This window comes from Mesorhizobium sp. M1329 (assembly GCF_040318035.1).
Taxonomy (GTDB): Bacteria; Pseudomonadota; Alphaproteobacteria; order Rhizobiales; family Rhizobiaceae; genus Mesorhizobium.
Genome location: NZ_JAMYLN010000013.1, coordinates 21,943 through 42,881, shown reverse-complemented (window position 1 = coordinate 42,881; position 20,939 = coordinate 21,943). Strand labels below are relative to the sequence as shown.

Annotated in this window: 16 protein-coding genes; 8 read left to right on the top strand and 8 right to left on the bottom strand. The window is 61.5% G+C overall.

Features of this window, described 5'->3' with window-relative positions:
* Positions 1–138 precede the first annotated feature (138 nt).
* From wecB to NKH21_RS15410, 3 genes are read left to right on the top strand one after another with little or no spacing between them, the layout of a single operon-like run.
* The gene (gene wecB / locus NKH21_RS15420) at positions 139–1,293 is read left to right on the top strand and encodes a non-hydrolyzing UDP-N-acetylglucosamine 2-epimerase (RefSeq protein ID WP_352661926.1); all 1,155 of its coding nucleotides are present in this window, start codon (positions 139–141) and stop codon (positions 1,291–1,293) included.
* The gene (gene wecC, locus NKH21_RS15415; RefSeq protein WP_352541698.1) at positions 1,286–2,617 is read left to right on the top strand and encodes a UDP-N-acetyl-D-mannosamine dehydrogenase; all 1,332 of its coding nucleotides are present in this window, start codon (positions 1,286–1,288) and stop codon (positions 2,615–2,617) included. The genes wecB and wecC overlap by 8 nt, the downstream gene beginning before the upstream one ends.
* Positions 2,614–3,417 (top strand): WecB/TagA/CpsF family glycosyltransferase, encoded by an 804-nt coding sequence (locus NKH21_RS15410; RefSeq protein ID WP_352661923.1) that lies wholly within the window; start codon positions 2,614–2,616, stop codon positions 3,415–3,417. Before wecC ends, NKH21_RS15410 begins: the two co-directional genes overlap by 4 nt.
* Before the next feature lie 44 nt (positions 3,418–3,461).
* On the opposite strand, the gene NKH21_RS15405 is transcribed toward NKH21_RS15410, so the two are convergent.
* A complete protein-coding gene (locus NKH21_RS15405) occupies positions 3,462–4,901 on the bottom strand; it encodes a lipopolysaccharide biosynthesis protein (RefSeq protein WP_352661920.1) in 1,440 nt (479 codons plus the stop codon).
* 169 nt (positions 4,902–5,070) lie between these two features.
* On the opposite strand from NKH21_RS15405, the gene NKH21_RS15400 reads away from it, so the two are divergent.
* Positions 5,071–6,189, top strand: coding sequence for a glycosyltransferase family 4 protein (locus NKH21_RS15400; protein WP_352661917.1), 1,119 nt, complete (start codon positions 5,071–5,073; stop codon positions 6,187–6,189).
* Here NKH21_RS15400 and asnB read toward each other — a convergent pair.
* Both asnB and NKH21_RS15390 read right to left on the bottom strand, forming a co-directional pair.
* On the bottom strand, positions 6,163–8,088 hold the full coding sequence (gene asnB, locus NKH21_RS15395) for an asparagine synthase (glutamine-hydrolyzing) (RefSeq protein WP_352865953.1): 1,926 nt from the start codon (positions 8,086–8,088) through the stop codon (positions 6,163–6,165). The two genes, NKH21_RS15400 and asnB, sit on opposite strands and share 27 nt — an antisense overlap.
* A gap of 166 nt (positions 8,089–8,254) precedes the next feature.
* The gene (locus NKH21_RS15390) at positions 8,255–9,496 is read right to left on the bottom strand and encodes a glycoside hydrolase family 5 protein (protein ID WP_352661911.1); all 1,242 of its coding nucleotides are present in this window, start codon (positions 9,494–9,496) and stop codon (positions 8,255–8,257) included.
* Positions 9,497–9,612: 116 nt separating this feature from the next.
* On the opposite strand from NKH21_RS15390, the gene NKH21_RS15385 reads away from it, so the two are divergent.
* The 3 genes from NKH21_RS15385 (at position 9,613) to NKH21_RS15375 (ending at position 13,939) form a co-directional block, all read left to right on the top strand.
* Entirely contained in the window at positions 9,613–11,541 is a 1,929-nt protein-coding gene (locus NKH21_RS15385) for a heparinase II/III family protein (RefSeq protein WP_352865950.1), read from the top strand.
* Between the two features lie 236 nt (positions 11,542–11,777).
* Positions 11,778–12,773 carry a sterol desaturase family protein gene (locus tag NKH21_RS15380; RefSeq protein WP_352865948.1) on the top strand — a complete coding sequence of 332 codons (996 nt, stop codon included), beginning with the start codon at positions 11,778–11,780 and terminating at the stop codon, positions 12,771–12,773.
* On the top strand, positions 12,770–13,939 hold the full coding sequence (locus NKH21_RS15375; RefSeq protein ID WP_352661902.1) for a GNAT family N-acetyltransferase: 1,170 nt from the start codon (positions 12,770–12,772) through the stop codon (positions 13,937–13,939). The genes NKH21_RS15380 and NKH21_RS15375 overlap by 4 nt, the downstream gene beginning before the upstream one ends.
* 19 nt (positions 13,940–13,958) lie before the next feature.
* Here NKH21_RS15375 and NKH21_RS15370 read toward each other — a convergent pair whose 3' ends face one another.
* The 5 genes from NKH21_RS15370 to NKH21_RS15350 all read right to left on the bottom strand — a co-directional run bounded on the left by NKH21_RS15370 (position 13,959) and on the right by NKH21_RS15350 (position 19,181).
* A complete protein-coding gene (locus NKH21_RS15370; RefSeq protein WP_352661899.1) occupies positions 13,959–14,270 on the bottom strand; it encodes a UBP-type zinc finger domain-containing protein in 312 nt (103 codons plus the stop codon).
* Complete coding sequence (locus NKH21_RS15365; RefSeq protein WP_352661896.1) at positions 14,267–15,958, bottom strand: FAD-dependent oxidoreductase; 1,692 nt, start codon at positions 15,956–15,958, stop codon at positions 14,267–14,269. Before NKH21_RS15365 ends, NKH21_RS15370 begins: the two co-directional genes overlap by 4 nt.
* 361 nt (positions 15,959–16,319) lie before the next feature.
* Positions 16,320–17,246, bottom strand: a complete 927-nt coding sequence (locus NKH21_RS15360; RefSeq protein WP_352661893.1) for an NADP-dependent oxidoreductase — start codon at positions 17,244–17,246, stop codon at positions 16,320–16,322.
* Between the two features lie 114 nt (positions 17,247–17,360).
* Entirely contained in the window at positions 17,361–17,798 is a 438-nt protein-coding gene (locus tag NKH21_RS15355; RefSeq protein ID WP_352662389.1) for a CBS domain-containing protein, read from the bottom strand.
* A 507-nt stretch (positions 17,799–18,305) separates the two neighbouring features.
* The gene (locus NKH21_RS15350; protein WP_502903354.1) at positions 18,306–19,181 is read right to left on the bottom strand and encodes an AraC family ligand binding domain-containing protein; all 876 of its coding nucleotides are present in this window, start codon (positions 19,179–19,181) and stop codon (positions 18,306–18,308) included.
* A gap of 200 nt (positions 19,182–19,381) precedes the next feature.
* On the opposite strand from NKH21_RS15350, the gene NKH21_RS15345 reads away from it, so the two are divergent.
* Complete coding sequence (locus NKH21_RS15345; RefSeq protein ID WP_352865944.1) at positions 19,382–20,848, top strand: alpha-glucosidase/alpha-galactosidase; 1,467 nt, start codon at positions 19,382–19,384, stop codon at positions 20,846–20,848.
* Positions 20,849–20,939: the final 91 nt, after the last annotated feature.

The window sequence follows — 20,939 nt, the reverse complement described above, 5'->3', positions numbered from 1 at the left end:
GTTAAGCCGGGAGAACGCGGCCTTGGTTATTAATCATATATTAAGAATTGAGATCACGAAGGCGCTTCCCGGCGCTATTATGGCTCTTGCGGGCAATAGTCGGCATGTCCCGAAGGCTGCAGGCAACCAGGATCAGCAATGAACGTCCTTTCACGTCCAAAACTGCCCTCCAGGCAGAAACTGCTGATCGTGTTCGGCACGAGGCCGGAGGCACTCAAATGCTTTCCAGTGGCGCGCGCCGCCCTTGCTCATCCAGGCTTCATCACCGAAATATGCATCACCGCCCAGCATCGTGAAATGGTCGACCAGGTTGTCGAGCTGACCGGTCTGCCTGTGCACCACGATCTCAACATCATGCAACCCGGCCAGTCGCTGTTCGACGTGACCTCGCGCGTGCTCCTGGGCATGGCCGAGGTGCTGGACAAGGCGAAGCCCGATATCGTCATGGTGCAGGGCGACACCACCACGGCAATGGCCGCGGCCCTGGCTGCCTTCTACAAGCGTATCCCGGTCGCTCATGTCGAAGCAGGATTGCGCAGCCACAACATCAACTCGCCGTTTCCTGAAGAACTGAACCGCAAGATTGCCGGCGACATCGCCACCTGGCATTTTGCGCCGACCGTTCAGGCACGCGACAATCTCATCGCCGAAGGAAAGGCCGAAAGCACCATCTTCGTGACCGGTAACACGGTGATCGACACGCTGTTGCATTTTTCAAGCGCGATCGATGCCGACAGGCTGATGAACGCGAAGCTCGCTGCCCGCTTCCCCTTCCTCGACCCTTCCAAGAAAATGATCCTCGTCACCGGCCATCGCCGCGAGAATTTCGACGGCGGCATCCAGCGCATCTGTACGGCGTTGAAGGGATTGGCGGCGCGCGGAGACGTGCAGATCGTCTACCCTGTCCATCCAAACCCCAATGTGCGCTCGGTGGTCAACGCAGAGCTGGAAGGCGTGCCGAACGTCCATCTGGTCGAGCCGCAGGACTATCTACCGTTCCTGTACCTGCAGAAGCAGAGCTATCTGGTGCTTACCGATAGCGGCGGCGTGCAGGAAGAAGCGCCTTCGCTCGGCAAGCCGGTGCTGGTGATGCGCGAAAATACCGAGCGACCCGAGGGGATCGTGGCCGGCACCGCCCGTCTTGTCGGCACCGATGTCGAGAAAATCCTGTTAAACGCCAATCGCCTGCTCGACGATCAGGCTGCCTATCGCGGCATGGCGGAACGACACAACCCATATGGCGATGGCCGGGCCAGTAACCGGATTGTTGAGGAACTGCTGCACCATGGCTGAAATCAAAACCGTTTCCGTAATCGGCATGGGCTATATCGGCCTGCCGACCTGCGCCATTTTCGCCAGCCGCGGGCTCAACGTCATTGGCGTCGATGTCAACGGAGCGGTGGTCGAGAAGGTCAATCGCGGCGAAATCCACATCGTCGAGCCGGACCTTGACGGTCTGATCCAGAAGGTCGTGGCGAACGGCAAGCTCATGGCCTACAGCACGCCGCAGCCGGCGGACGCCTATATCATCGCCGTGCCGACCCCGATGACCCACGATCATAAGCCGGACGTGACCTACGTGCTCGCGGCGGCACGAAGCATCGCCCCGGTGCTGAAGCGGGGAGACCTTGTGGTGTTGGAATCGACGTCGCCGGTGGGAACCACGCGTATCATGACCGGCCTGCTTGCCGAGTTGCGGCCCGATCTCAAATTTCCTGTCCAGCATGGCGAAGACGCCGATGTGCTGGTTGCCTATTCGCCCGAGCGCGTGCTGCCGGGAAAGGTGCTGACCGAGCTGATCAACAACGATCGCTCGATCGGCGGATTGTCCCGCAAATCGTCGGAACGGACCGCGGCACTCTATTCGACCTTCGTCACCGGCGACCTGTTCATGACAACGGCCGAAAGTGCTGAGCTGGTGAAATTGACTGAGAACGCGTTCCGCGACGTCAATATCGCCTTTGCCAACGAGCTTGCCGCAGTATGTCAGGATCTCTCGCTCAACGTATGGGAAGTGATCGACCTCGCCAATCGGCACCCTCGCGTGAATATCCTTCAGCCGAGTCCGGGCGTTGGCGGTCACTGCATTGCGGTTGATCCATATTTTATCATCGACGCTGCACCCAACAGCACACGGCTGATGGCTTCGGCACGCCGGATCAATTCCGAGCGGCCCATGTCGGTGGTCAGGGATATCGAGGCCTTGCTCGACCCCTCCCGCAAACAGACGATCGCCTGTCTTGGCCTCAGCTTCAAAGCCAACATCGACGATTTGCGCGAGAGCCCGGCCGTCGAGGTGGTGAAGCTTCTGTCCGATATCCCGAATGTGAAGATCATTGCGGCTGAACCCAACACAAATGCGCTGCCGCATGAGCTCGAGGGCAGGGGCATCGTGTTCACCGACGCACTTTCGGCCATCGACAAATCCGATATCGTCGTCCTCCTGGTCGACCATCGGCAGTTCAATCTGGTCGACCCCGAGGCGCTCAAGGACAAGAAGCTCGTCGATACGAGGGGCCTGTGGACGTGGCGCAAGGCACGCAAGCCGGACGCCCGCATCGAAGGCAAGAAACCAGAGGTCGCACAAGTGACGCTTGCAAGGGAGCAGGCCGCATGAACGCGCACGCCCCGGCATGGGCGCAGCATTCCCTGTTGGCGTCACGGCGCCGGGAGTTCCTTGGCGCACCTATCCATGCGCTGACCATGGCAGAGACGCTGGCCATCGCCGACGAGGCGATGACCCTGCGGCGGCCGCTGCATCATGTGGTCGTGAACGTCGCCAAGCTGGTGACCATGCGCCAGAATGCCGAACTACGCGAGGACGTGGCCGGGGCGGACGTTGTCAATGTCGACGGCATCGGCGTGCTTTGGGGTGCACGTCTGTGCGGTGTCGCGCTGCCCGAGCGGGTGGCGGGCGTCGACATCATGATCAATCTGCTAAGCCTCTGCGCAAAGCGTGGATTTAGGCCGTATCTGCTGGGGGCCGAACAGCACGTTCTCGACGCGGTTGTAGCGAGACTTGCCAAAGACCATCCGAGTCTCAGTATAGCGGGAATGCGCAACGGCTATTTCAAGCCGGAGGACGAGGCCGGGATCGTCGCGGCGATCAACGCCTCGGACGCCGACTGCCTGCTGGTGGCCATGCCGACACCGCGCAAGGAACGCTTTCTCAAACGCTACCGCGGTGAACTCGCCTCAAGCTTCGTGATGGGCGTGGGCGGCAGTTTCGACGTCTATGGCGGCAAGGTTGCCCGTGCGCCGAAGCTGATACAAGCGGCCGGCCTGGAGTGGCTGTTCCGCGTCGTCCAGGAGCCGCGACGCTTGTGGCGCCGCTACTACGACACCAACACTGCCTATGCCGGGCTGCTGTGCCGGGAGTTCTGGGAGCGTCGCTGGCGCCGAAACGCCGGTTTATAAGTTCGCTTTCCCACAAATAGGGCCGTTGGCCTTGGACTTCGGCCCTACGCGATCCGTAGCCGCGCGCGCAGCTGGGCGACGAATTGCGTCGCTGCCACAGGGTGGAACAACGAGGTCAGCCCGAAGAAAACCGCAGCACCGGCAGTGCCGCCGGCGACAAGCGAGAAGATCGCCGGCAAGTCGCCCACCACCATGCTGGCAAGCTTGGCGGCCAGCCCCGTGCTGAGCGAGATGATCACCGAAACACCGATGTCGCGCCACGGCACCGGCACCGGTGTGAGCCGCTCGCTGATGATAATGCAGGTTATGGAGCCCACCACCGAGCCGCCCGCTAGCGCCAAAGCGGCGCCGATCTCCGCCATCGGGGGAATCAACAGCAGGGACAATGCGATTGTTGCCACCGAACCGAAGAGATTGGCGATGATCAGCAGCCACGGCCGCTTGTGCGCGTGCACCACGACGCCATAGACGAAGCTGGTGAGGTTGGCGCACAGCACGCTGAAGGCAATGATCGGAAACAGCAGGCCAAAGCGGCCGTGGTATTGCGAAGGCAGCATGAGCGCGGTGATATCGCTGCTGAGCGCGACCAGCATCGCTGCAATCGGCAGGCAAAGCCGCATCATCAGCGCCATCAGTTGCGACAGCAGCCGGCCCGACGCCGCGGGCCCATCCTCGTCGAACCGGCTGACCACCTCCGGAAAGGCGCCCATGTTGATGGCGTTGGCGACCATGTCGATCGGCTGGCGGGCCAGCGCATAGGCTGCTGCGAAGATCGCCACAGCGCTGGCATCGTAATAGATCTTGAGGAACAGACGCTCCGCGCTGTTGAGCCCGAAGCCAACCAGCGCCATGATGATCAGCGGTACACCGAGCGCAAAGAAGTCCCTGTGGGTGAAACGCGGCGGACCGGTAACGAGCCGTCGCGATGCCATGATGCCCGCCACGATGCCGGCAATCAAGGCGCCGAGGCTCGAGCCCAGCGATACCGTCAGAAAGCTATCCTGGAAGACAAGGATGGCGCCGATCGGCAATGCGAGTTGCAGCAGGGCACGCAGGGCTTCTAGCATCGAATAGACCGAATGGCGCTGCTGCATCTGCAGCACCGTCAACGCGAAGCGGCTGATGGATCCGGCGACCAGATAGCCGCAGACCGCGATCGCGAACTCGACCCAGCGTTCCGGCACGATCACCGCCGACGCGCCTACCGATATGACCAGCGCCAGGGCCGTAGTGGCAAGCAACACCTGCCCGGCCAGCATCAGGCTGCCGCGGCTGACTTCGCCCTTGCCCCCAAGCCTGAGCAAGGCGATGCGCAGCCAGTTGGTGACGGCAATGTCGGTCATTTCACCGACGGTCACCACCAAGGTGAGCAGGCCGTACTCGGTCTGGTCGATCAGACGCGTCACGACGACCAGCAGGAGCAGCGCTGAAATTCGCGTCAGCAGGATCGCCGGGGCATAAATGAGCGTGGAACGAAGCAGCAAGGGCGTGTCCCTGGAAAACTCACCTTCGACTAGCCGCCGACTGGCGGAAAATCCAGCGCGATGACGGCGAAGGGTGAACAGATTCAGTTTGAACTAAAAGATTTGCCGTAAACCTTATCGGGAACGTTTGCTTTGCAGTTACCCGGTCTGTGTTATTTAGAGTACCATCATGTTGCAGCGCCTCATATCCGATCGAAAAATACATGTCCTGGTCGCGACGCCGTCGGGCGTTTCGGGGCAGGGCGGCATCGACCGCATCATGGGGGCGCTGAAGCAGGAGTTCGAACGGCAAGAAATCGCCGACATCGATGTGTGCTTCCTTGCCAGTCGTGGCCCGGGGCATGTCGGACTTTCGATCTTCTATATGCTCGGCTTTTGCTTACGGATGCTTAAGGCGCGTCTGGCTGGACGCGCCGATGTCATTCATATCAACATCTCAGTTTCCGGCAGCACCTACCGCAAGATGGTGATCGCCGCCTGTGCACGGCTGCTGTCGATACCTTATGTCCTGCATTTGCACGGGGCGCAGTATCAGACATTCTGGAAAGCCGACCGCGGTTTCGTAAGCCGCCGTATCAAAGCTCTGTTCGAGCATGCCGATCGGGTGATCGTCTTGGGCAGGCTTTGGCGCGATTTCGTCGCCAGCCGGGCGCCGGGCGCTGCCGGCAATATCGTGATCGTGCCCAATGCGACCGAAGTCCCGTCGCTGGCGCATGTCGGCGGCGGCGACCATGTGCATATCCTGTTCCTGGGCCGGATCGGCGACCGCAAGGGCGTACCGCAATTGCTGGAGGCACTGCACCGCATGAGCCCTGCCAAGAATTGGCGCGCGACGATTGCCGGCGATGGCGAAGTCGAGGCGGCTCGGACAAAATCAGCCGCGCTGGGGATTGCAGACCGGATCGCCTTTCCGGGTTGGGTGGGACCTGACGATGTCGCATCGCTGATTTCTTCGGCCGATATTCTGGTTCTTCCCTCCTTCGCCGAAAATCTGCCGATGTCGGTGATCGAAGGCATGGCAGCCGGTTTGGCGGTGGTGGCGACCCCGGTTGGCGCCGTCGAAGACATAATCACCGACGGGCAATCCGGGCTGCTGGTGCCGCCAGGCGATGTTACAGCGTTGACCGAGGCGCTGAGCCGCCTTGCGGAAAACCCGGCACTGAGGGCAAGGCTTGGTGCCGGTGCCATGGCCGTGCATCGGGAACGGCTTGAACTCGCCCCGTTTGTCGGCGCAATCTGCGATGTTTGGCGGTCGGCGGCGTCAAGCCGTCAACCGGTCAAGCGCTGAGGCCGACGATCGCGGCGGCGCTTCCAGCCTGAATTCGCGGTGGAATATCTCCAAATTCAACAGCGCCCATATCAGCTTTTCGTGGTCGGCGGCACGCGTGGTGTGTTCCGAGACGATTTGATCAAGCTGCTTCGGACTCAGATAGCTGCGAATGACGGAGTGAGGCGAGCAAAGATGGTCATGCACGTAGTTCCTCATCGATCCGCGAAACCATTCGGCGACCGGTACCTTGAACCCGACCTTGCGGCGGCTGAGAATTTCCTCCGGGAGGATATTGGCCATGCTGTCGCGCAGGATCTGCTTGCTGTGCAACCAACCCAGCCTGTAGCGATCGGGCAATTTGCTGACGAATGAAACCAGGTCGCGATCGAGGAACGGCATTCTTCCTTCGATTGAACCGGCCATCATCATGTGGTCGCCTCGTTCCAGGAGATTGTCGGGCAGCCACGATGTCTGATCGAAAAACAGCACGCGGCGAAGATGGGAAGCCGTGGCGCTTGACGAGAACGGAAAGTCGTTGCGCTCATAACGGCGATTTGCGGACGCACCGATCAGCCAAGCGCGCTGCTGCGCCGAAACGGCTCCAAACCAGGAGACCATCCGGGCGGCAAAGTCCCTGTCGCCCGCGGTGCGGGCAAACGTATCGACCTTGGCCGACGCGCCCGGCATGGCGCGTACCAAAGGGGAAAGGACGTTGTCGTGCAGCGAGGCTGGAACAAGCGACTGGTAGATCCCGGCCAGTGATTCCGCGCGATGCTTGGGATAGCCGCCGAGAATCTCGTCGGCTCCTTCTCCGCTGAGCACCATCTTGACGTCCTGGGAGGCGCGCTCCGACATCAGGTAAATTGGAATATCGCTGCTTTGCGAAACAGGTGCGCCGCGTTGGCGAACCATCGCCGGCAGGTGATCCATCAGATCGCCTGGCTGGATGACAAGTTCGCAATGATCGGTCTTGAAATGATCCGCAACGCGCCGGGCGAATGCAAGTTCGCTATAGGCTGCGTCGTCGAACCCGACGGAAAACGTGCGAATAGGTGTGGCGCTGTGCCTCGCCATCAGGGCGACGATAGCCGAGGAGTCGAGTCCTCCGGAGAGGAAGGCCCCAAAAGGTGCGTCGCTGCGCATCCTGATCTCGACGGAATGGTCGAGCAGTTCCAGAAATCGCCGCTTGGCGGTTTTTCCGTCGATTCGCTTGGTCAGGGCCGCCTGGTCCGGAGGCGTATAGTAGCGCGTTTCCTTGACTACCCCTTGCGACCAAACAGCATAGCTTCCGGGATTGAGCTTGCGGATCTGTTTAAAAAGCGTGCGTGGTCCCGGCACATAACGCCAGCTCAGATACTCGTGCACGGCATCCAGATCGAGTTGCTGCGCATCTTGCTGCGACGACAACAATGCGCTGATCTCCGAGGCAAACAGCAGCAGTTTTTCGCTTTGCATGAGGTAAAGCGGCTTTTCCCCGAAAGGATCCCGGGCGAGGATCAATTCCTGCCTCTGAGCATCCCAGAGTGCAAAGGCGAACATGCCGCTCAGCCGGTCGAACATGGACAAGTGCCATTGATCGTAGGCTCGGAGCAGCACCTCGGTATCGGAGCGCGTTCGAAAATGATGGCCAAGGCCGATCAGTTCCTGGCGAAGCTCGATGTAGTTATATATCTCGCCGTTGAAAATTATTTTGAGACGACCGTCCTCAATCTGCATCGGTTGATTCGACTCAGGCGCCAAGTCAATAATCGCCAGGCGGCGATGGACCAATGCCAGTTGTTGCTCGCCGGTATTCAGGTCCAATATCTCGGTGCCTTCGGCATCGGGACCGCGATGCCGCAATGCGTTTGACATTCTGGCGGCCTGCTCTTGTGGATTATCGGCCCTTCGACCGATCCATCCGGCAATTCCACACATTGTTCCCCCTAGGCGCGCATTCCTCCACTCCAGTACAACAAATGTGTTAAACACTTCGTGCCAACACAACCCAACCGGGAGAAAGCTGCAACAGGCCCGTTCCTCGATCGGGCCCGGCGGTCAGGGGTTGCCACCGGCTGTTCGCTGGTGAGGGGACTGGCGGCACTTATGGCAGGCCCAATGCCTGCAGCATCTCCGGGTCGGGTACCGGGGCGCCATCGGCCGGGATGAGGCTCATCCCATAGGGATTGGAGAACTCCCAGACAGACCATGGGATCGCAAAGCGTTCGGACTCTCGGCGCACTGCCTTGAGATAGCGCGAACGGTCGGCCTCGAAAGCGCCCATGCGGCCGTCCGCGGACATGAGGATAGCACCGAATTCGCCCATGAAGAGCCGCCGGCTGGGAATGCCATGGGCTTCAGCCCAGTCGACAGCCTGGCGAAAGCTCGCCTCCAGTTGGCTCTGGCCCCAGTTCTGCTCGAAATATTTCGCGATTGCTTGGCGCTCGGTGGCCATGTTCATCATCTGCTCGACTCTGCTCAAGCCGGCAGCTTCCATCCGTGCTCTAAGGGTTTCGGTCACCACTTCGGGTGTACTGCTGTCGGCCGGCCAGGGAAGTCCCGAAGCAAAGCTGATTGTGTCATCGGGCCGCTGGTGAGTGAAGCTGTGCGGCTCATACATATGGAAGCTGTAATAGAGGTTTGGGTCATCAAAGCCGGGGCTGAGGTTGACCAATCCGGCAATGCTGCCGCCGCAGGCGCCGGTTGCAACGATGGTAAGTTCGCTGCTGACCGCTCGAATGTCGTGGACGGTCCCTGCCATGATCCGTTGCCAGTCATCGCTGCCGCTCGCATCGCAAGGGTAGTATGCGGGCTCGTTGTAAGGTTCGAGGGCGACTTTGTCGGTGCCTATCTTGACCAGCATGGCGGCGACCGCCACAACCATTTGACGATAGCGGGCGACACCCTCGCTGTCGGCGCCGCCATAGATCATCTCCATGCTGTAGTCTGGAACCTGAGTGACGCCATGCAGGTCGAAAACCACCTTGAGGCCAGTCGACGTGATCCGCTCGACGGCGGCGGCAAGTATGTCCAGCGCCTGCTGCCGCTTGGCGTCCCCGCTGGCAAGCAGCGGGCCGGGATCGACGCTCAGCCGGACGAAGTCGAAGCCCATCGATCGGATGTGGGCAAACACCTCCCCGGCCGGCCAGTCGGTGAGCGGCCTGCTTTCCGCAAGCCACTCCTTTTCGCTGCGATAGGGCGGCCAAACGTAGGTTCCATCTTTGTCCACCGGCGACCAGTTGAGCCACTGATGCACGCCAACGCCGCGCTTGAGAGGGATGGGCGCTGCGTCGGCAGCCACAAGCAAGGCGAGCACCCAGGCAACAACATACACCGCTTTTTGCATCGCTCCCTCCGCATGCTCGCGGGAGATATTAACCGCAACGAACGGGAAAGAAGATTGCCGGCCCGCAGCTTTTCGACGGCATGGTATACAAGGACCGAAACGTTGACGGGGCGTGCATGAGAATCGGCTGGTACATCAACCGATTGCGCAGCATGGGACCGGCCGAGGTGTTGCACCGGCTGGGCGAGCAACGTCGAAGGATCGCGTCGCGCCGCCGCGATGATGGGTGGGAGCGCTATCCATCGCCGCAGTTGCACCCAGTGCTGCCCGGATTTCGCCATGCTGCGCTGGCAGCGACCGACGCTCAACGGCAAGCCATAGCGGCGGCCGCGCAAGAGATACTTCACGGCCGGTTTTCGGCACTCGGGCGGACATGGCCAAAGCGTGAGCCAGATCTTTTGTTTCCTGCTGAGCTTTGGCGTCTTGATCCGGTGACCGGCAGGCTTTGGCCTGGCCCCGAGGCTCATACCTTCGATATCGATTTTCGCGATGGCGGCGACCTTGGCGATATAAAATATGCCTGGGAGATCAACCGGCTGCAGCAATTGCCAGTACTGGCTGCATACCTGCTCCTCAGCGAGGACAATCGATCCCGGAATGCCATCGAGGCGGCAATCGGCAGCTGGCATTCCGCCAATCCGCCGTTCCGAGGCATTGGCTGGGCTTCCGGCATCGAAGTAGCGCTGCGAGCCATCAGCCTGATCATCACCCTGGACCTTATCGGTGACCGGCTTGACCCGGCGACGCTGCGGAAAGCTGGTGAGATACTCGCGGCAAGCTCCTATTGGCTGCCGCGGTTTCCGTCGCGATATTCCTCCGCCAACAACCATCTTGTCGCAGAGTTGGCTGGCGAATATCTGGTTGGCCTGGCGCTCGGGGCCGAATCCGAAATTGCCCGCAGCGCCCTTTTGAATGAGACGCACAAGCAGATTCTTGCCGACGGCGCCGGTGCCGAGCAAACGCCGACCTATGCAGCTTTCAGCGCCGAACTCATCTTGCTGTGCGCCGCCGCGGCACGCCAGGCGGGAATGCCGTTTCCCTCGGCCGTCGAAGCGCGTCTGGGCGCCTTCGCCAATTTCGTCGGCTGGCTGCCACAGAAAGCCGCCCGCTTCGGCGACGACGATGAGGGCCATGTGCTGAAGCTGGGCGACGAGCCGAACTATATCCGATCGGTCGCGGCCGCCATCCACGGCTTACTGGGGACGCCGGGCAACGCGCCGGAGCCCGACGATTTTCGTTCGCTTTTCTTTGGTGCGCCGTCGGGCCCGACGCCCGCGGCGCATGGCTTGCAGACGTTCACGCAAGGCGGGCTCTCCGTCTGGCGCGGAGCAATGAATGGCCGCAATATCGAACTGACGTTCGACCATGGACCGCTCGGCTATCTCTCGATAGCGGCCCACGGCCATGCCGACGCGCTGTCGCTCACCCTGTGCATCGACGGTGAGCCGGTGCTGGTCGATCCCGGCACCTGGCTCTACGGTTCGGGAGGCGCATGGCGCGACTGGTTCCGCTCCACACCGGCGCACAACACGCTGAACATCGAGGGCAAGAGCCAAAGCACCATCGCTGGAAGTTTCAACTGGTCGCACAAGGCAGTCGCAGCGCTGGTGGAGAGCAAGCCGGGGACGCACTGGAGGCTGAGCGCCCGGCATGACGGCTATAGAAGCCGCTTCGGCGTCGTGCATCAGCGCACCTTGGCACGCCAGACCGATGGCATCCTCATCACCGACCAACTGCTCGGCGGCAGGCGCCAGTCCGAGATCGTCTTCCAACTGGCCGCCGGCCTCCATGCCGACCGGCACGAAAACACGGTCACGGTGTTGCGCGACGACGAGGCGCTGTTGGCCATCCGCTTTCCCGATGCTGCGCTCGATATCGGCGCCGGCGGTGACATGCCAGGGCAAGGCGGTTGGGTTTCACTGCGTTTTGGCACCAGGCAGCAAGCCGAACGCCTCGCCTGGCACGGTGAAGTGGGCGAAGCCGGGATCAATATCCATCTTGCCCCAATTCATCAGCCGCAATGGCAAAAACCGTCGCCAACGTAGAGTTGCCGGGCGAGTTCCAGCCGTATTCGACATTAATTACGTTTGGACATTTAGCGGTTTCGTTACCGTTGATCTGCTAGTCTCGCACCATCCAGCCTGCTTTGCCCGCTGCGTCCGCAACAGCCACTGGTTGCAGGCGGCGTAGCGGGTTTGGCGGGATTTTGTGCTTTGCTATTCGCCAGATCGCCTTCTTGCGACCCCAGACTGCCTTCTTACGACCAGGAGCCGCTGCAACGATGTTTCCCGAATTTGCCCGAGCGATTGTGGAAAAGCTTTCGAACGTCAATCTGACCACGCTCGGCCTGCTTCTCCTCACCGCTCTGGGCAGCGCGGTGATCGCCTACTGGCGAACTGCCGAACATAAGTCCCTCAGGGACTTTTTCGACTTCGCCTTCCCACAGGAAGTCATCCTGCACCCGTCGGCGCGAGCCGACGCCCTGTTCTGGATCACGAAACGGGCGATAATGCCTTTCCTGCTTATTCCTGCCGGCGTCACCTTCGTCGTCGCGGTGGGCTATGGCACACGCGAGGCAATTGGCTGGTTCCTTAACATCCACGCGCCGCTTCTAGGCGGCCCGGCGGGACCAGTGACGATCGTCATCTTCACCGCAACCATGTTGGTCGCCTATGATATTTCATACTACCTCTACCACGTCGCCCAGCACCGTTTCCCGTTCCTGTGGGAATTGCACAAGGTACATCATTCGGCCGAAGTGATGGTGGGGATCACCAAGGACCGGGTTCATCCGCTGGACGATCTGATGAACCGTATGTGGGATGGCGTCATCCCGGGCATCTGCTTCGGTATCTGGAGCCTGATCGCACTCGATCCGGTAGAGGTCGCTATCTTCGGCATCAACGTCTACGTCATCCGCAACATCCTGATGATGGACTTTGTTCGCCATACGCATCTCAAAATATCGTTCGGCCCGTTGAACAACATCATCCTGTGTCCGCACTGGCACCAGGTGCATCACAGCATCGACCCGCGTCACTACGATAAGAATTTCGGCCTGCTTTTTTCGTTCTGGGATCGTCTGTTCGGAACGCAATTTGTCCCGGAGCCGGATGAAGACCTGAAATTTGGCCTGGTCGATCGCGATGTGCGCGATTACCAGTCGCTCTTTGGGCTCTACATCCTGCCGCTCAAGAAGATGGCAAGGCATGTCATGCGACTGTTTCACAGACGGCCCAATGTGGTCGCGCAGCCACAGGACAGTTCTCCTTCATGAACACCGCTGTTTCCATCGACGTCCTAGGCGCGGAGCGCCTGGAAATCGTCCGTTCGGCGGATCGCCTGGCTGCGGTCGAAGCCGCTTGGATGGAGCTTTGGCATCGTACCGACGGGCTGATCTTTCAAAGCCATCCCTGGATTTCGGCATGGTGGAGTACCGTACAACGCCGTGACCAGCGCGCGTTGCGGATCGGCCTGGTCTGGAAGGGCGAGAGACTCGTCGCTGTCGTTCCGCTGGCGATCGGCAGGCGCAGGGGGCTGCGGTTTCTCGAATGGGCGGCCGGCAGCTATACCGACTATGGGGATATTCTCGTCGCTCCGGAATGCTCGTTGTCGGCGCTGCAGGAGCTATGGACCCAACTCTGCGATGCAGGTGGCTTCGATCTGGCCTTGATCAGTCGTCTCTCGCCGGATGCGGCGGCCCGCAAAATTTTCACGCCGGGAGCTTCCGCCGGCATCAGGCTCCGTCACTTTCACCGAACGGAAGTCAGCTATCGCGTTGCCGGACAATGGGAAAGCGGAGCGGCATGGTTGGCGGACCAGTCGAAAAAGACGCGCCAGAACTATCGGCGCGGCATCAAAGCGCTGGAAGAAACCGGAGAGGTGAGATTTCGCCTGCTTGCGCCCGACGAGCCGCTGCAACCGGTACTGGAACGCCTCGCGGCCTTGAAGCGGAAATGGCTGACCGAGCGCATGCGTGAGTCAGACCTCTTCGAAGAGGGCGTGCCGGTACTCGCCGCGCTCGTCGATGCGCTGGCGCGCGCCGGCGTGCTGCATATCTTCGTCCTCGAATGCAATGGCGTGATGGTCGCTGTGTCGATCAACTTCGTTCAGCACGACGTGATGATGGCCTTCGTGACGACGTTCGATCCGGATTTCGGCCGGGCGTCGCCGGGTGTGATCCTGTTGATGGATTACGTGAAGTGGTCAATCGATCACGGCTTGAGCACTGTCGATTTCCTCTGTGGCGCAGAGTCGTTCAAACACAAATTCTCGACGCAGGCGGTTACGCTGGAATCCGTCATCGGGACGCGCACGGCACAGGGTGTGCTTGCATCTCTTGCCGATCGTGTCCTTCAGACCGTCAGGCACATGCGCGAGCGTTCATCGGCAGCACCAGAGGGACGTGGTACGCCCACTCAAGCCGAAGCAGCCTTGGATTAGCGGCCCGCTCGCAAAAAGCTCAAATGAAGCCCGGTATCGGACCGTTTTGCGGCGTGGTGCGGTCGCCGAGGTCGAGGAAGATCTCGTCGATGTAGCACCACCCCCAGCCTTCCGGCGGATCGTAGCCTTCGATGACAGGATGGCCGGTTGCCCGAAAATGCTTGGTGGCATGGCGGTTGGGCGAGTCGTCGCAGCAGCCGACATGGCCGCATGTGCGGCAGAGCCGCAGATGCACCCACTGCGAACCGCTCTTCAGGCATTCCTCGCAACCGAGCGCGCTCGGGGTCACGTCGCGAATATCCCCGACGTGCCTGCATTCGTCTGCCATCATACGCTCCTGATCAGTTGTGGCGCCACGGCGAGACTGCCGTTTCGCGCGAGATATGCATGCAGCGCCGCAACCACCTGGGCGCCTTCACCGACAGCAGCCGCGACGCGCTTGATCGAGCCCGAGCGCACGTCGCCGATCGCGAACACCCCGCCGCGGTTCGTCTCCAGCGCACCACGTTCCTGGCCAATATCCGGACCCGTGCGAACGAAGCCCTTCGCGTCCAACGCCACGCCGCATTGCGCCAGCCAATCGGTGTTGGGGTCGGCACCGATGAACAGGAAGAGGTGGCGGATTGGACGCGAAGTCTCGGTGTCGCGGTTGCGCCAGCGCACTTTGCCAAGATTGCCGTCGTCGCCTTCCAGCGCCGTGATCTGCGTCTCAGCCAGCACTTCGATGTTCGGCTGTGCCCTGACGCGCTCCACCAGATAACGCGACATGCTCGTATCCAGGCTGCTGCCGCGCGCCAGCAGCCATACCTTCTTCACATGCGCCGCCAGGTAGACGGCAGCCTGGCCAGCCGAATTGCCGGCGCCGACCAGGGCCACATCTTGTCCGGCGCAAAGCCGCGCTTCGATCGGCGAAGCCCAGTAATGCACGGAGGTTCCCTCGAATTGCGCCAGGTTTGCCATGTCAAGCCGGCGATAGCGCGCTCCGCTGGCGATCACCACCGACCGTGCCCGCACGGTCTCCCCGCTGCCGACAGCGAGCGTGTAATGGGCGCCGGACGTGTCGCTTGCACTGCCCAGCAGCTTCGCCTCGTCCGGTATCACCATCTCGACGCCGAATTTCTGCGCCTGATTGTAGGCGCGCGCCATCAGCGCCATCCCCGAAATGCCGGTCGGGAAACCGAGATAGTTCTCGATGCGCGAGGAGGCGCCCGCCTGTCCGCCAAAGGCACGGCAATCGAGCACGATCGTCGACAACCCTTCGGAAGCCGCATAGACGGCCGCCGCAAGGCCGGCCGGTCCGGCGCCGACAATGGCTACGTCGTACAGCTTGCTGGAGTCGATCGGCCTCACCAGGCCGATGCAGCGGGCAAGCTCGTTCTCTCCGGGATTGAGCAGCAGCTTGCCGTTCGGACAGAGCACGATCGGCAAATGGTGGATATCGACATGGAAGCGTTCGATCAGCGTCCTGGCGCAGGGATCGGCAGCCGAATCGAGAACCCGGTGCGGCTGACCGCTGCGGGCCAGAAAACCTTGCAGCCGCAACACGTCGCCGCTGTCGACCGGTCCGACAATGATCGGTCCGGCTGTGCCGCTCTCGAGCAGGCCGACACGGCGCAGGATCAGCGCCCGCATGATGCGCTCGCCGAGGTTTGCTTCCTGTACCATCAGGTCCCGCAGCCTTTGTGAGGGGATGACGAGCGCCTCGACCGGCTCGATCGCCTCCACATCCACTAGTGAGGGCCGGGCTGAAAGCTGCGCCAACTCGCCGACGAAATTGCCCGCACCATGCGTGACGATTGTTTCGCGCCGGCCGAAGCTGCCGCCCTGGATAATATCCACCTTGCCGGACAGGACCACGATCAGACCGGGTGCCAGCTCGCCGGCTTTGACGATCCGTTCGCCTGTGGCATAGGACACGGCTTCGCCGAAACGGCCCATGCGGTCCAGGTCCGCCTCAGCCAGCGCTGGAAACATCTGATCGTGACGGGCAATGGAGATCGGACTAGCGGATTGAGACATGGTTCGAACCTATCGCCGGTGTCCGACGGTTTGAAGGGGTTTTTTGCGGCTTGCGGCCGGTAGAAACCTAGCCCGCCTGTCGGCAAACGCTGTGCCCTGCGCTTCGCAGTTAACTGACGGCGGCGCGTGCGACGATGTCGTCGCGACGTGCCTCACAATCCGTTGCATCTCCTTGATTTGTTTGATTTGCGCATCCCGGCAAACCCGGCGCATGCTGCTTCAGCCGGCACCCGTGTAAGCCGGCCAGGCCCGGCGCGCCGTCCTGTGTCAAACTCTCGGCCGCCGGGCTTCTGGGCTGCAGAAAACGGCCTGTGTCCGAGCACTCCGCAAACTGGCCTGCGGCCTGTTGTTCGGCGAGTGCTCAGGCGGCTACCTGAAGCACGATCTTGCCGCGCGTGTGCTGCTTTTCGAGCCGTTCCTCGGCCTTGGCGACTTCCTCGAGAGGATAGATTGCCTGCACGAACGGCCTGACCTTCCCGGCGTCGATGAGGCGGCTGATTTCGGCAAGCTGCGCCGCGTTCGGCTTGGTCAAATAGGAAACGCCGCGAGCCCGATGCAGGCGGGCCTTCTCCGCTGATGGTTCGGAAAGCGTTGAGACGAGCGTCCCGCCAGGCTTGAGCACGTCCCACGAGCGGTCCTGTGTTTCACCCCCTACCAGGTCGAAGACGAGGTCGACGTCCTCGACAACTTCCTCGAAGCGCTGGTTCTTGTAATCGACCGCCTGGTCGGCGCCAAGCGCGCGGACGAAATTGAAATCCTGCGCGGAAACGGTCGTCGCGACGAAGGCGCCCGCGGCCTTTGCAAACTGCACCGCCAGATGACCGACGCCGCCGGCGCCGCCATGGATGAGGACCCGGTGCCCGGATTTGAGGCCGCCGTGATCGAACAGGCCTTGCCACGCGGTAAGGCCCGCAAGCGGCACGGCGGCCGCTTCTGTGTGGCTTAAGCGTTGCGGCTTCGCCGCCGCCTCCGTTGCCTTGACGACGACATATTCGGCGTTGCCGCCGCGGTCGTTGCCGAGCATGGCATATAGCGGATCGCCCTTCTTCAGCGTATGGGCCCGCGTGCCGCACAGTTCCACCACGCCGGATACGTCGCGGCCGAGCGTGACGGGCAGATCCGCGCCCGAAGATCCCTCGCGAACCTTGTAGTCGACGGGATTGACGCTTGCCGCGTAGACCTTGAGCGTGACCTCGTCGTCATGCGGCTGAGGCAACGGAACCGCATCCAGCGAAAGAACCTCCGGTCCGCCAAAATCGTGGATACGGACGGCCTTCATAGTAATCATGGCTCGCTCCTCGTCGGGTTGCAGTCCAGTTTGCCTCTGAACAGTTTCGCCGGCAGGCCGGCGTCTATCCAGCCGGCGGTTCGGTCGTAGCAAAGGCCGGCCGGGGTTGCGCGGTCAGTGTATCGTTTGCGAATGCTCGCCGCCGGGTTGCGAGATGCCGCTTAGCGCTTCACCTGCTGTCGCCGTCTCGCTGTTGGTGGCGAGGTCGCCCAGCGAAACGATGCCGACGAGGCGCTTGTCGCGGTTTAGCACCGGCAACCGGCGCACTTTCAGGTCAGCCATGTTGCGCAGAACATCCTCCGCGTCTTCGTCTTCGAAGCAATACCTGACCTCGGTGCTCATCACTTCCCGTACCTTGGCGTCAGGTGTCTTGCCTTGGGCGACGCCACGGATTGCGATGTCGCGATCGGTTACCATGCCGACAAGCCGGTCGTTCTCGCCCACCGGCATCGCGCCGGCGTCGAGGCGCCCCATCATTTCTGCCGCATCGCGCAGGGTTTGCTGCGGATTGGCGATCTCGACGTCCTTTGTCATGCAGTTGCCAACTTTCATTTTGACCTCCGCTGGTTGCAGGCCCGCCGCCGAATTCCGTGATGGAAGGGTGAATGAGCGCCAGCGCAAAACGTTCCATGGCAGGACCCGTTTCGAGCGCTTCGCCGGAATCACCCTTGCCATCTTCCACCCGACCGCCCCTTCAGGCGGTCGGCCCGGGAAAGGTCGGTTCCGAAGGAATTTCGGAAGGCGTGCCAGGAGGAACTCCGATCGGCTCCTGGTCCGGCGTTGGAATTGGATCCGGCGAGGGAGGGGGTACGCCTGGAGGTTCTCCCGGCGGCGTCTCCGGCGGGGCAGGCGGCCGGGCCGGCTCAGGATTGGGATTGTCCGGCAGTGGATTCGGGTTGTTCGGATCGGGATTGTTCATCGATCACTCCCCTGACATCTGTGACTGATCTCCGCCAAGACTGGGTTGCCGCAGCGGCGATCAAGGCTCTCTTGTGCTAAACCAAGGGGGAGCAAAAGCGTTCCCGCACCCGATGCCAAGCGCGGTGCCAATCCATCGGGCTATCGGGCGGTTCCCAGGCTGGCATACATTCCGTTAGTGCGGAACTGCGTCGGGTTGATGCCGTAGAGGCGGCGGAAGACCTTCGAAAAATAATTGGCATCCTCGAAGCCGCACATGATGGCGACTTCCTTGACCGGCAGGAAATCGGCCTTCGTCAGCAACTTCGCCGCGCGCTGCAGTCGCTGCTGCAGCACGAATTCGGCGGGCGGAAGTCCCTCGCTCTCGGCGAAGCAGCGCGAGAAATGCGCGCGGCTCAGGCCGCTGATCTCGGCGAGATCGGCAACGCGGAGCGGCCTGTCGAGATTGGCCTTGATGTGATCGATGACCGGCTGCATGGCGCTCTTGTCGTCGGTGACGGCATGCGAGCCGAAGACATCGTCGTAGAGCGCCATGGCTGCTTCATAGGCGACTGCCGAGGCGGCTCCCGGCGAGACCGCGCCCGTGATCAGGCGCACGCTGCAATCGGCGAGATGATCGATCGTCGAGGGCTGCAGCCGCAGTACCGGACCGACGGCAGCAAGGATCGACTTGTGGATGCGCAGTGCCTCCTCGCCGTTCATCGATATCCAGAAGAACTCCCAGCGCTCGCCCCTGGCCAGCCAGTAACGGTGGTTGTGCGGCACGAGAACCAGCAAAGTGTCGCCCTTTTGCAGGCGGTAGTTCCGGTTCTCGTAGCGCAATCGGCCGGTGCCGCTGATCGAATGCTGGAGCACGGTAAACGGCGTCTGGCCGCGCTTGCGCCCATCCCAGTCGTAGACCTCGTTCTCGCGCACTTCATAGCCGGTGCTTGTCGGCATGGTGTGTAGGCGCTGGCGCCCGCGCGGCAGGGATACCGTCCTGCCCGCCGGGCCGATGTCGATCAAGTTCCGCAGCACAAAATTACCCCTAAAAGCATAATCCTTCTCTGGTCGCGTGCCGAATAAGGCGCATAATCCCTCGAGAAAAGCAAAAGAAACCGCGGTCAAAGAGCGGATGGGAGGAAGTGCCGGATTCCAGCCTGCATAGCGTGGCAGGCGGGCCAGGCTTCTTTTCGCCGCCTTTGCCCTAGCGTTTGATCAGGTCGAGGTGAGGACTGATGAGTTTCAAGATCGCTATCATCGGTGCGGGAAGCGTCGGGTTCACCAAGAAGCTCTTCACCGACATTTTGTGCGTTCCTGAATTCAGGGATGTTGAATTCGCATTGACCGATCTCAGCGAGCGCAACCTCCAGATGATCAAGTCGATCCTCGACAGGGTCGTCGAATTCAACAGGCTGCCGACCAAGGTTACGGCAACGACCGACCGCCGTGCTGCCCTCGAGGGTGCCCGCTACATCATCAGCTGCGTTCGCGTCGGCGGTCTCGAAGCCTATGCGGACGACATCCGCATTCCGTTGAAGTATGGCATCGACCAGTGCGTCGGCGACACGATCTGCGCCGGCGGCATCCTCTATGGCCAGCGCAACATTCCGGTGATCCTCGATTTCTGCAAGGATATCCTCGAAGTCGCCGAGCCTGGGGCGAAATTCCTGAACTACGCCAATCCGATGGCCATGAACACCTGGGCGGCGATCGAATATGGCAGGGTCGATACCGTCGGCCTCTGCCACGGCGTCCAGCATGGCGCCGACCAGATCGCCGAAGTGCTCGGCGCCAAGTCGCGCACCGAGCTCGACTACGTCTGCTCCGGCATCAATCACCAGACCTGGTTCATCGACCTGCGTCTCAACGGCCGCAAGATCGGCAAGGACGAGCTGGTTGCCGCCTTCGAGGCGCATCCGGTCTATTCGCAGCAGGAAAAGCTGCGCATCGACGTCCTGAAGCGCTTCGGCGTCTATTCGACTGAAAGCAACGGCCACCTTTCCGAATACCTGCCCTGGTATCGCAAGCGGCCGGACGAAATCACCCGCTGGATCGACATGTCCGACTGGATCCACGGCGAGACCGGCGGCTACCTTCGTTATTCGACCGAAACACGCAACTGGTTCGAAACCGAGTTCCCGCAATTTCTGGAATCCGCCGCCAGGCCGATCGATCCCGCCAAGCGCTCCAACGAGCATGCCAGCCATATTCTCGAGGCGCTGGAGACGAACCGCGTTTATCGCGGCCATTTCAACGTCAAGAACAACGGCATCATCACCAACCTGCCACAGGACGCCATCATCGAGTCGCCCGGCTTCGTCGATCGCTTCGGCATCAACATGGCGGCCGGCATCACGCTGCCGGAGGCCTGCGCTGCCACCTGCATTTCCTCGATCAACGTCCAGCGCATGTCGGTTCATGCTGCAATCTCCGGCGATATCGACCTGCTTAAGCTCGCGGTCCTGCACGACCCGCTGGTCGGCGCGGTTTCGACGCCGGAAGAGGTTTGGCAAATGGTGGACGAGATGGTCGTCGCCCAGGCCCGCTGGCTGCCTCAATATGCCGATGCGGTGCCGGCCGCGAAGGAACGGCTTTCGAAATCCAGGGTCAAGACCCGCGAATGGGCGGGTGCGGCGCGGCGCGACGTGCGTTCGATCGAGGAACTACGTGCGGAAAAAACGGCTCTCAAGCAGGCCGTCTGAATTTCGCCAGGACGGATCGCGGCGAGCTTTCGGGAGGATTTTCCGCACCCGTCTGTACATTGTTCGAGGAGAGATGGAGCAGCGTCAACGC

Bases quoted from the DNA above. Each gene is read 5' to 3' on its own strand.
- wecB (WP_352661926.1), top strand. From the start codon at position 139: ATGAACGTCCTTTCACGTCCAAAACTGCCCTCCAGGCAGAAACTGCTG.
- wecC (WP_352541698.1), top strand. From the start codon at position 1,286: ATGGCTGAAATCAAAACCGTTTCCGTAATCGGCATGGGCTATATCGGC.
- NKH21_RS15410 (WP_352661923.1), top strand. From the start codon at position 2,614: ATGAACGCGCACGCCCCGGCATGGGCGCAGCATTCCCTGTTGGCGTCA.
- NKH21_RS15400 (WP_352661917.1), top strand. From the start codon at position 5,071: ATGTTGCAGCGCCTCATATCCGATCGAAAAATACATGTCCTGGTCGCG.
- asnB (WP_352865953.1), bottom strand. From the start codon at position 8,088: ATGTGTGGAATTGCCGGATGGATCGGTCGAAGGGCCGATAATCCACAA.
- NKH21_RS15390 (WP_352661911.1), bottom strand. From the start codon at position 9,496: ATGCAAAAAGCGGTGTATGTTGTTGCCTGGGTGCTCGCCTTGCTTGTG.
- NKH21_RS15385 (WP_352865950.1), top strand. From the start codon at position 9,613: ATGAGAATCGGCTGGTACATCAACCGATTGCGCAGCATGGGACCGGCC.
- NKH21_RS15380 (WP_352865948.1), top strand. From the start codon at position 11,778: ATGTTTCCCGAATTTGCCCGAGCGATTGTGGAAAAGCTTTCGAACGTC.
- NKH21_RS15375 (WP_352661902.1), top strand. From the start codon at position 12,770: ATGAACACCGCTGTTTCCATCGACGTCCTAGGCGCGGAGCGCCTGGAA.
- NKH21_RS15370 (WP_352661899.1), bottom strand. From the start codon at position 14,270: ATGATGGCAGACGAATGCAGGCACGTCGGGGATATTCGCGACGTGACC.
- NKH21_RS15365 (WP_352661896.1), bottom strand. From the start codon at position 15,958: ATGTCTCAATCCGCTAGTCCGATCTCCATTGCCCGTCACGATCAGATG.
- NKH21_RS15360 (WP_352661893.1), bottom strand. From the start codon at position 17,246: ATGATTACTATGAAGGCCGTCCGTATCCACGATTTTGGCGGACCGGAG.
- NKH21_RS15355 (WP_352662389.1), bottom strand. From the start codon at position 17,798: ATGAAAGTTGGCAACTGCATGACAAAGGACGTCGAGATCGCCAATCCG.
- NKH21_RS15345 (WP_352865944.1), top strand. From the start codon at position 19,382: ATGAGTTTCAAGATCGCTATCATCGGTGCGGGAAGCGTCGGGTTCACC.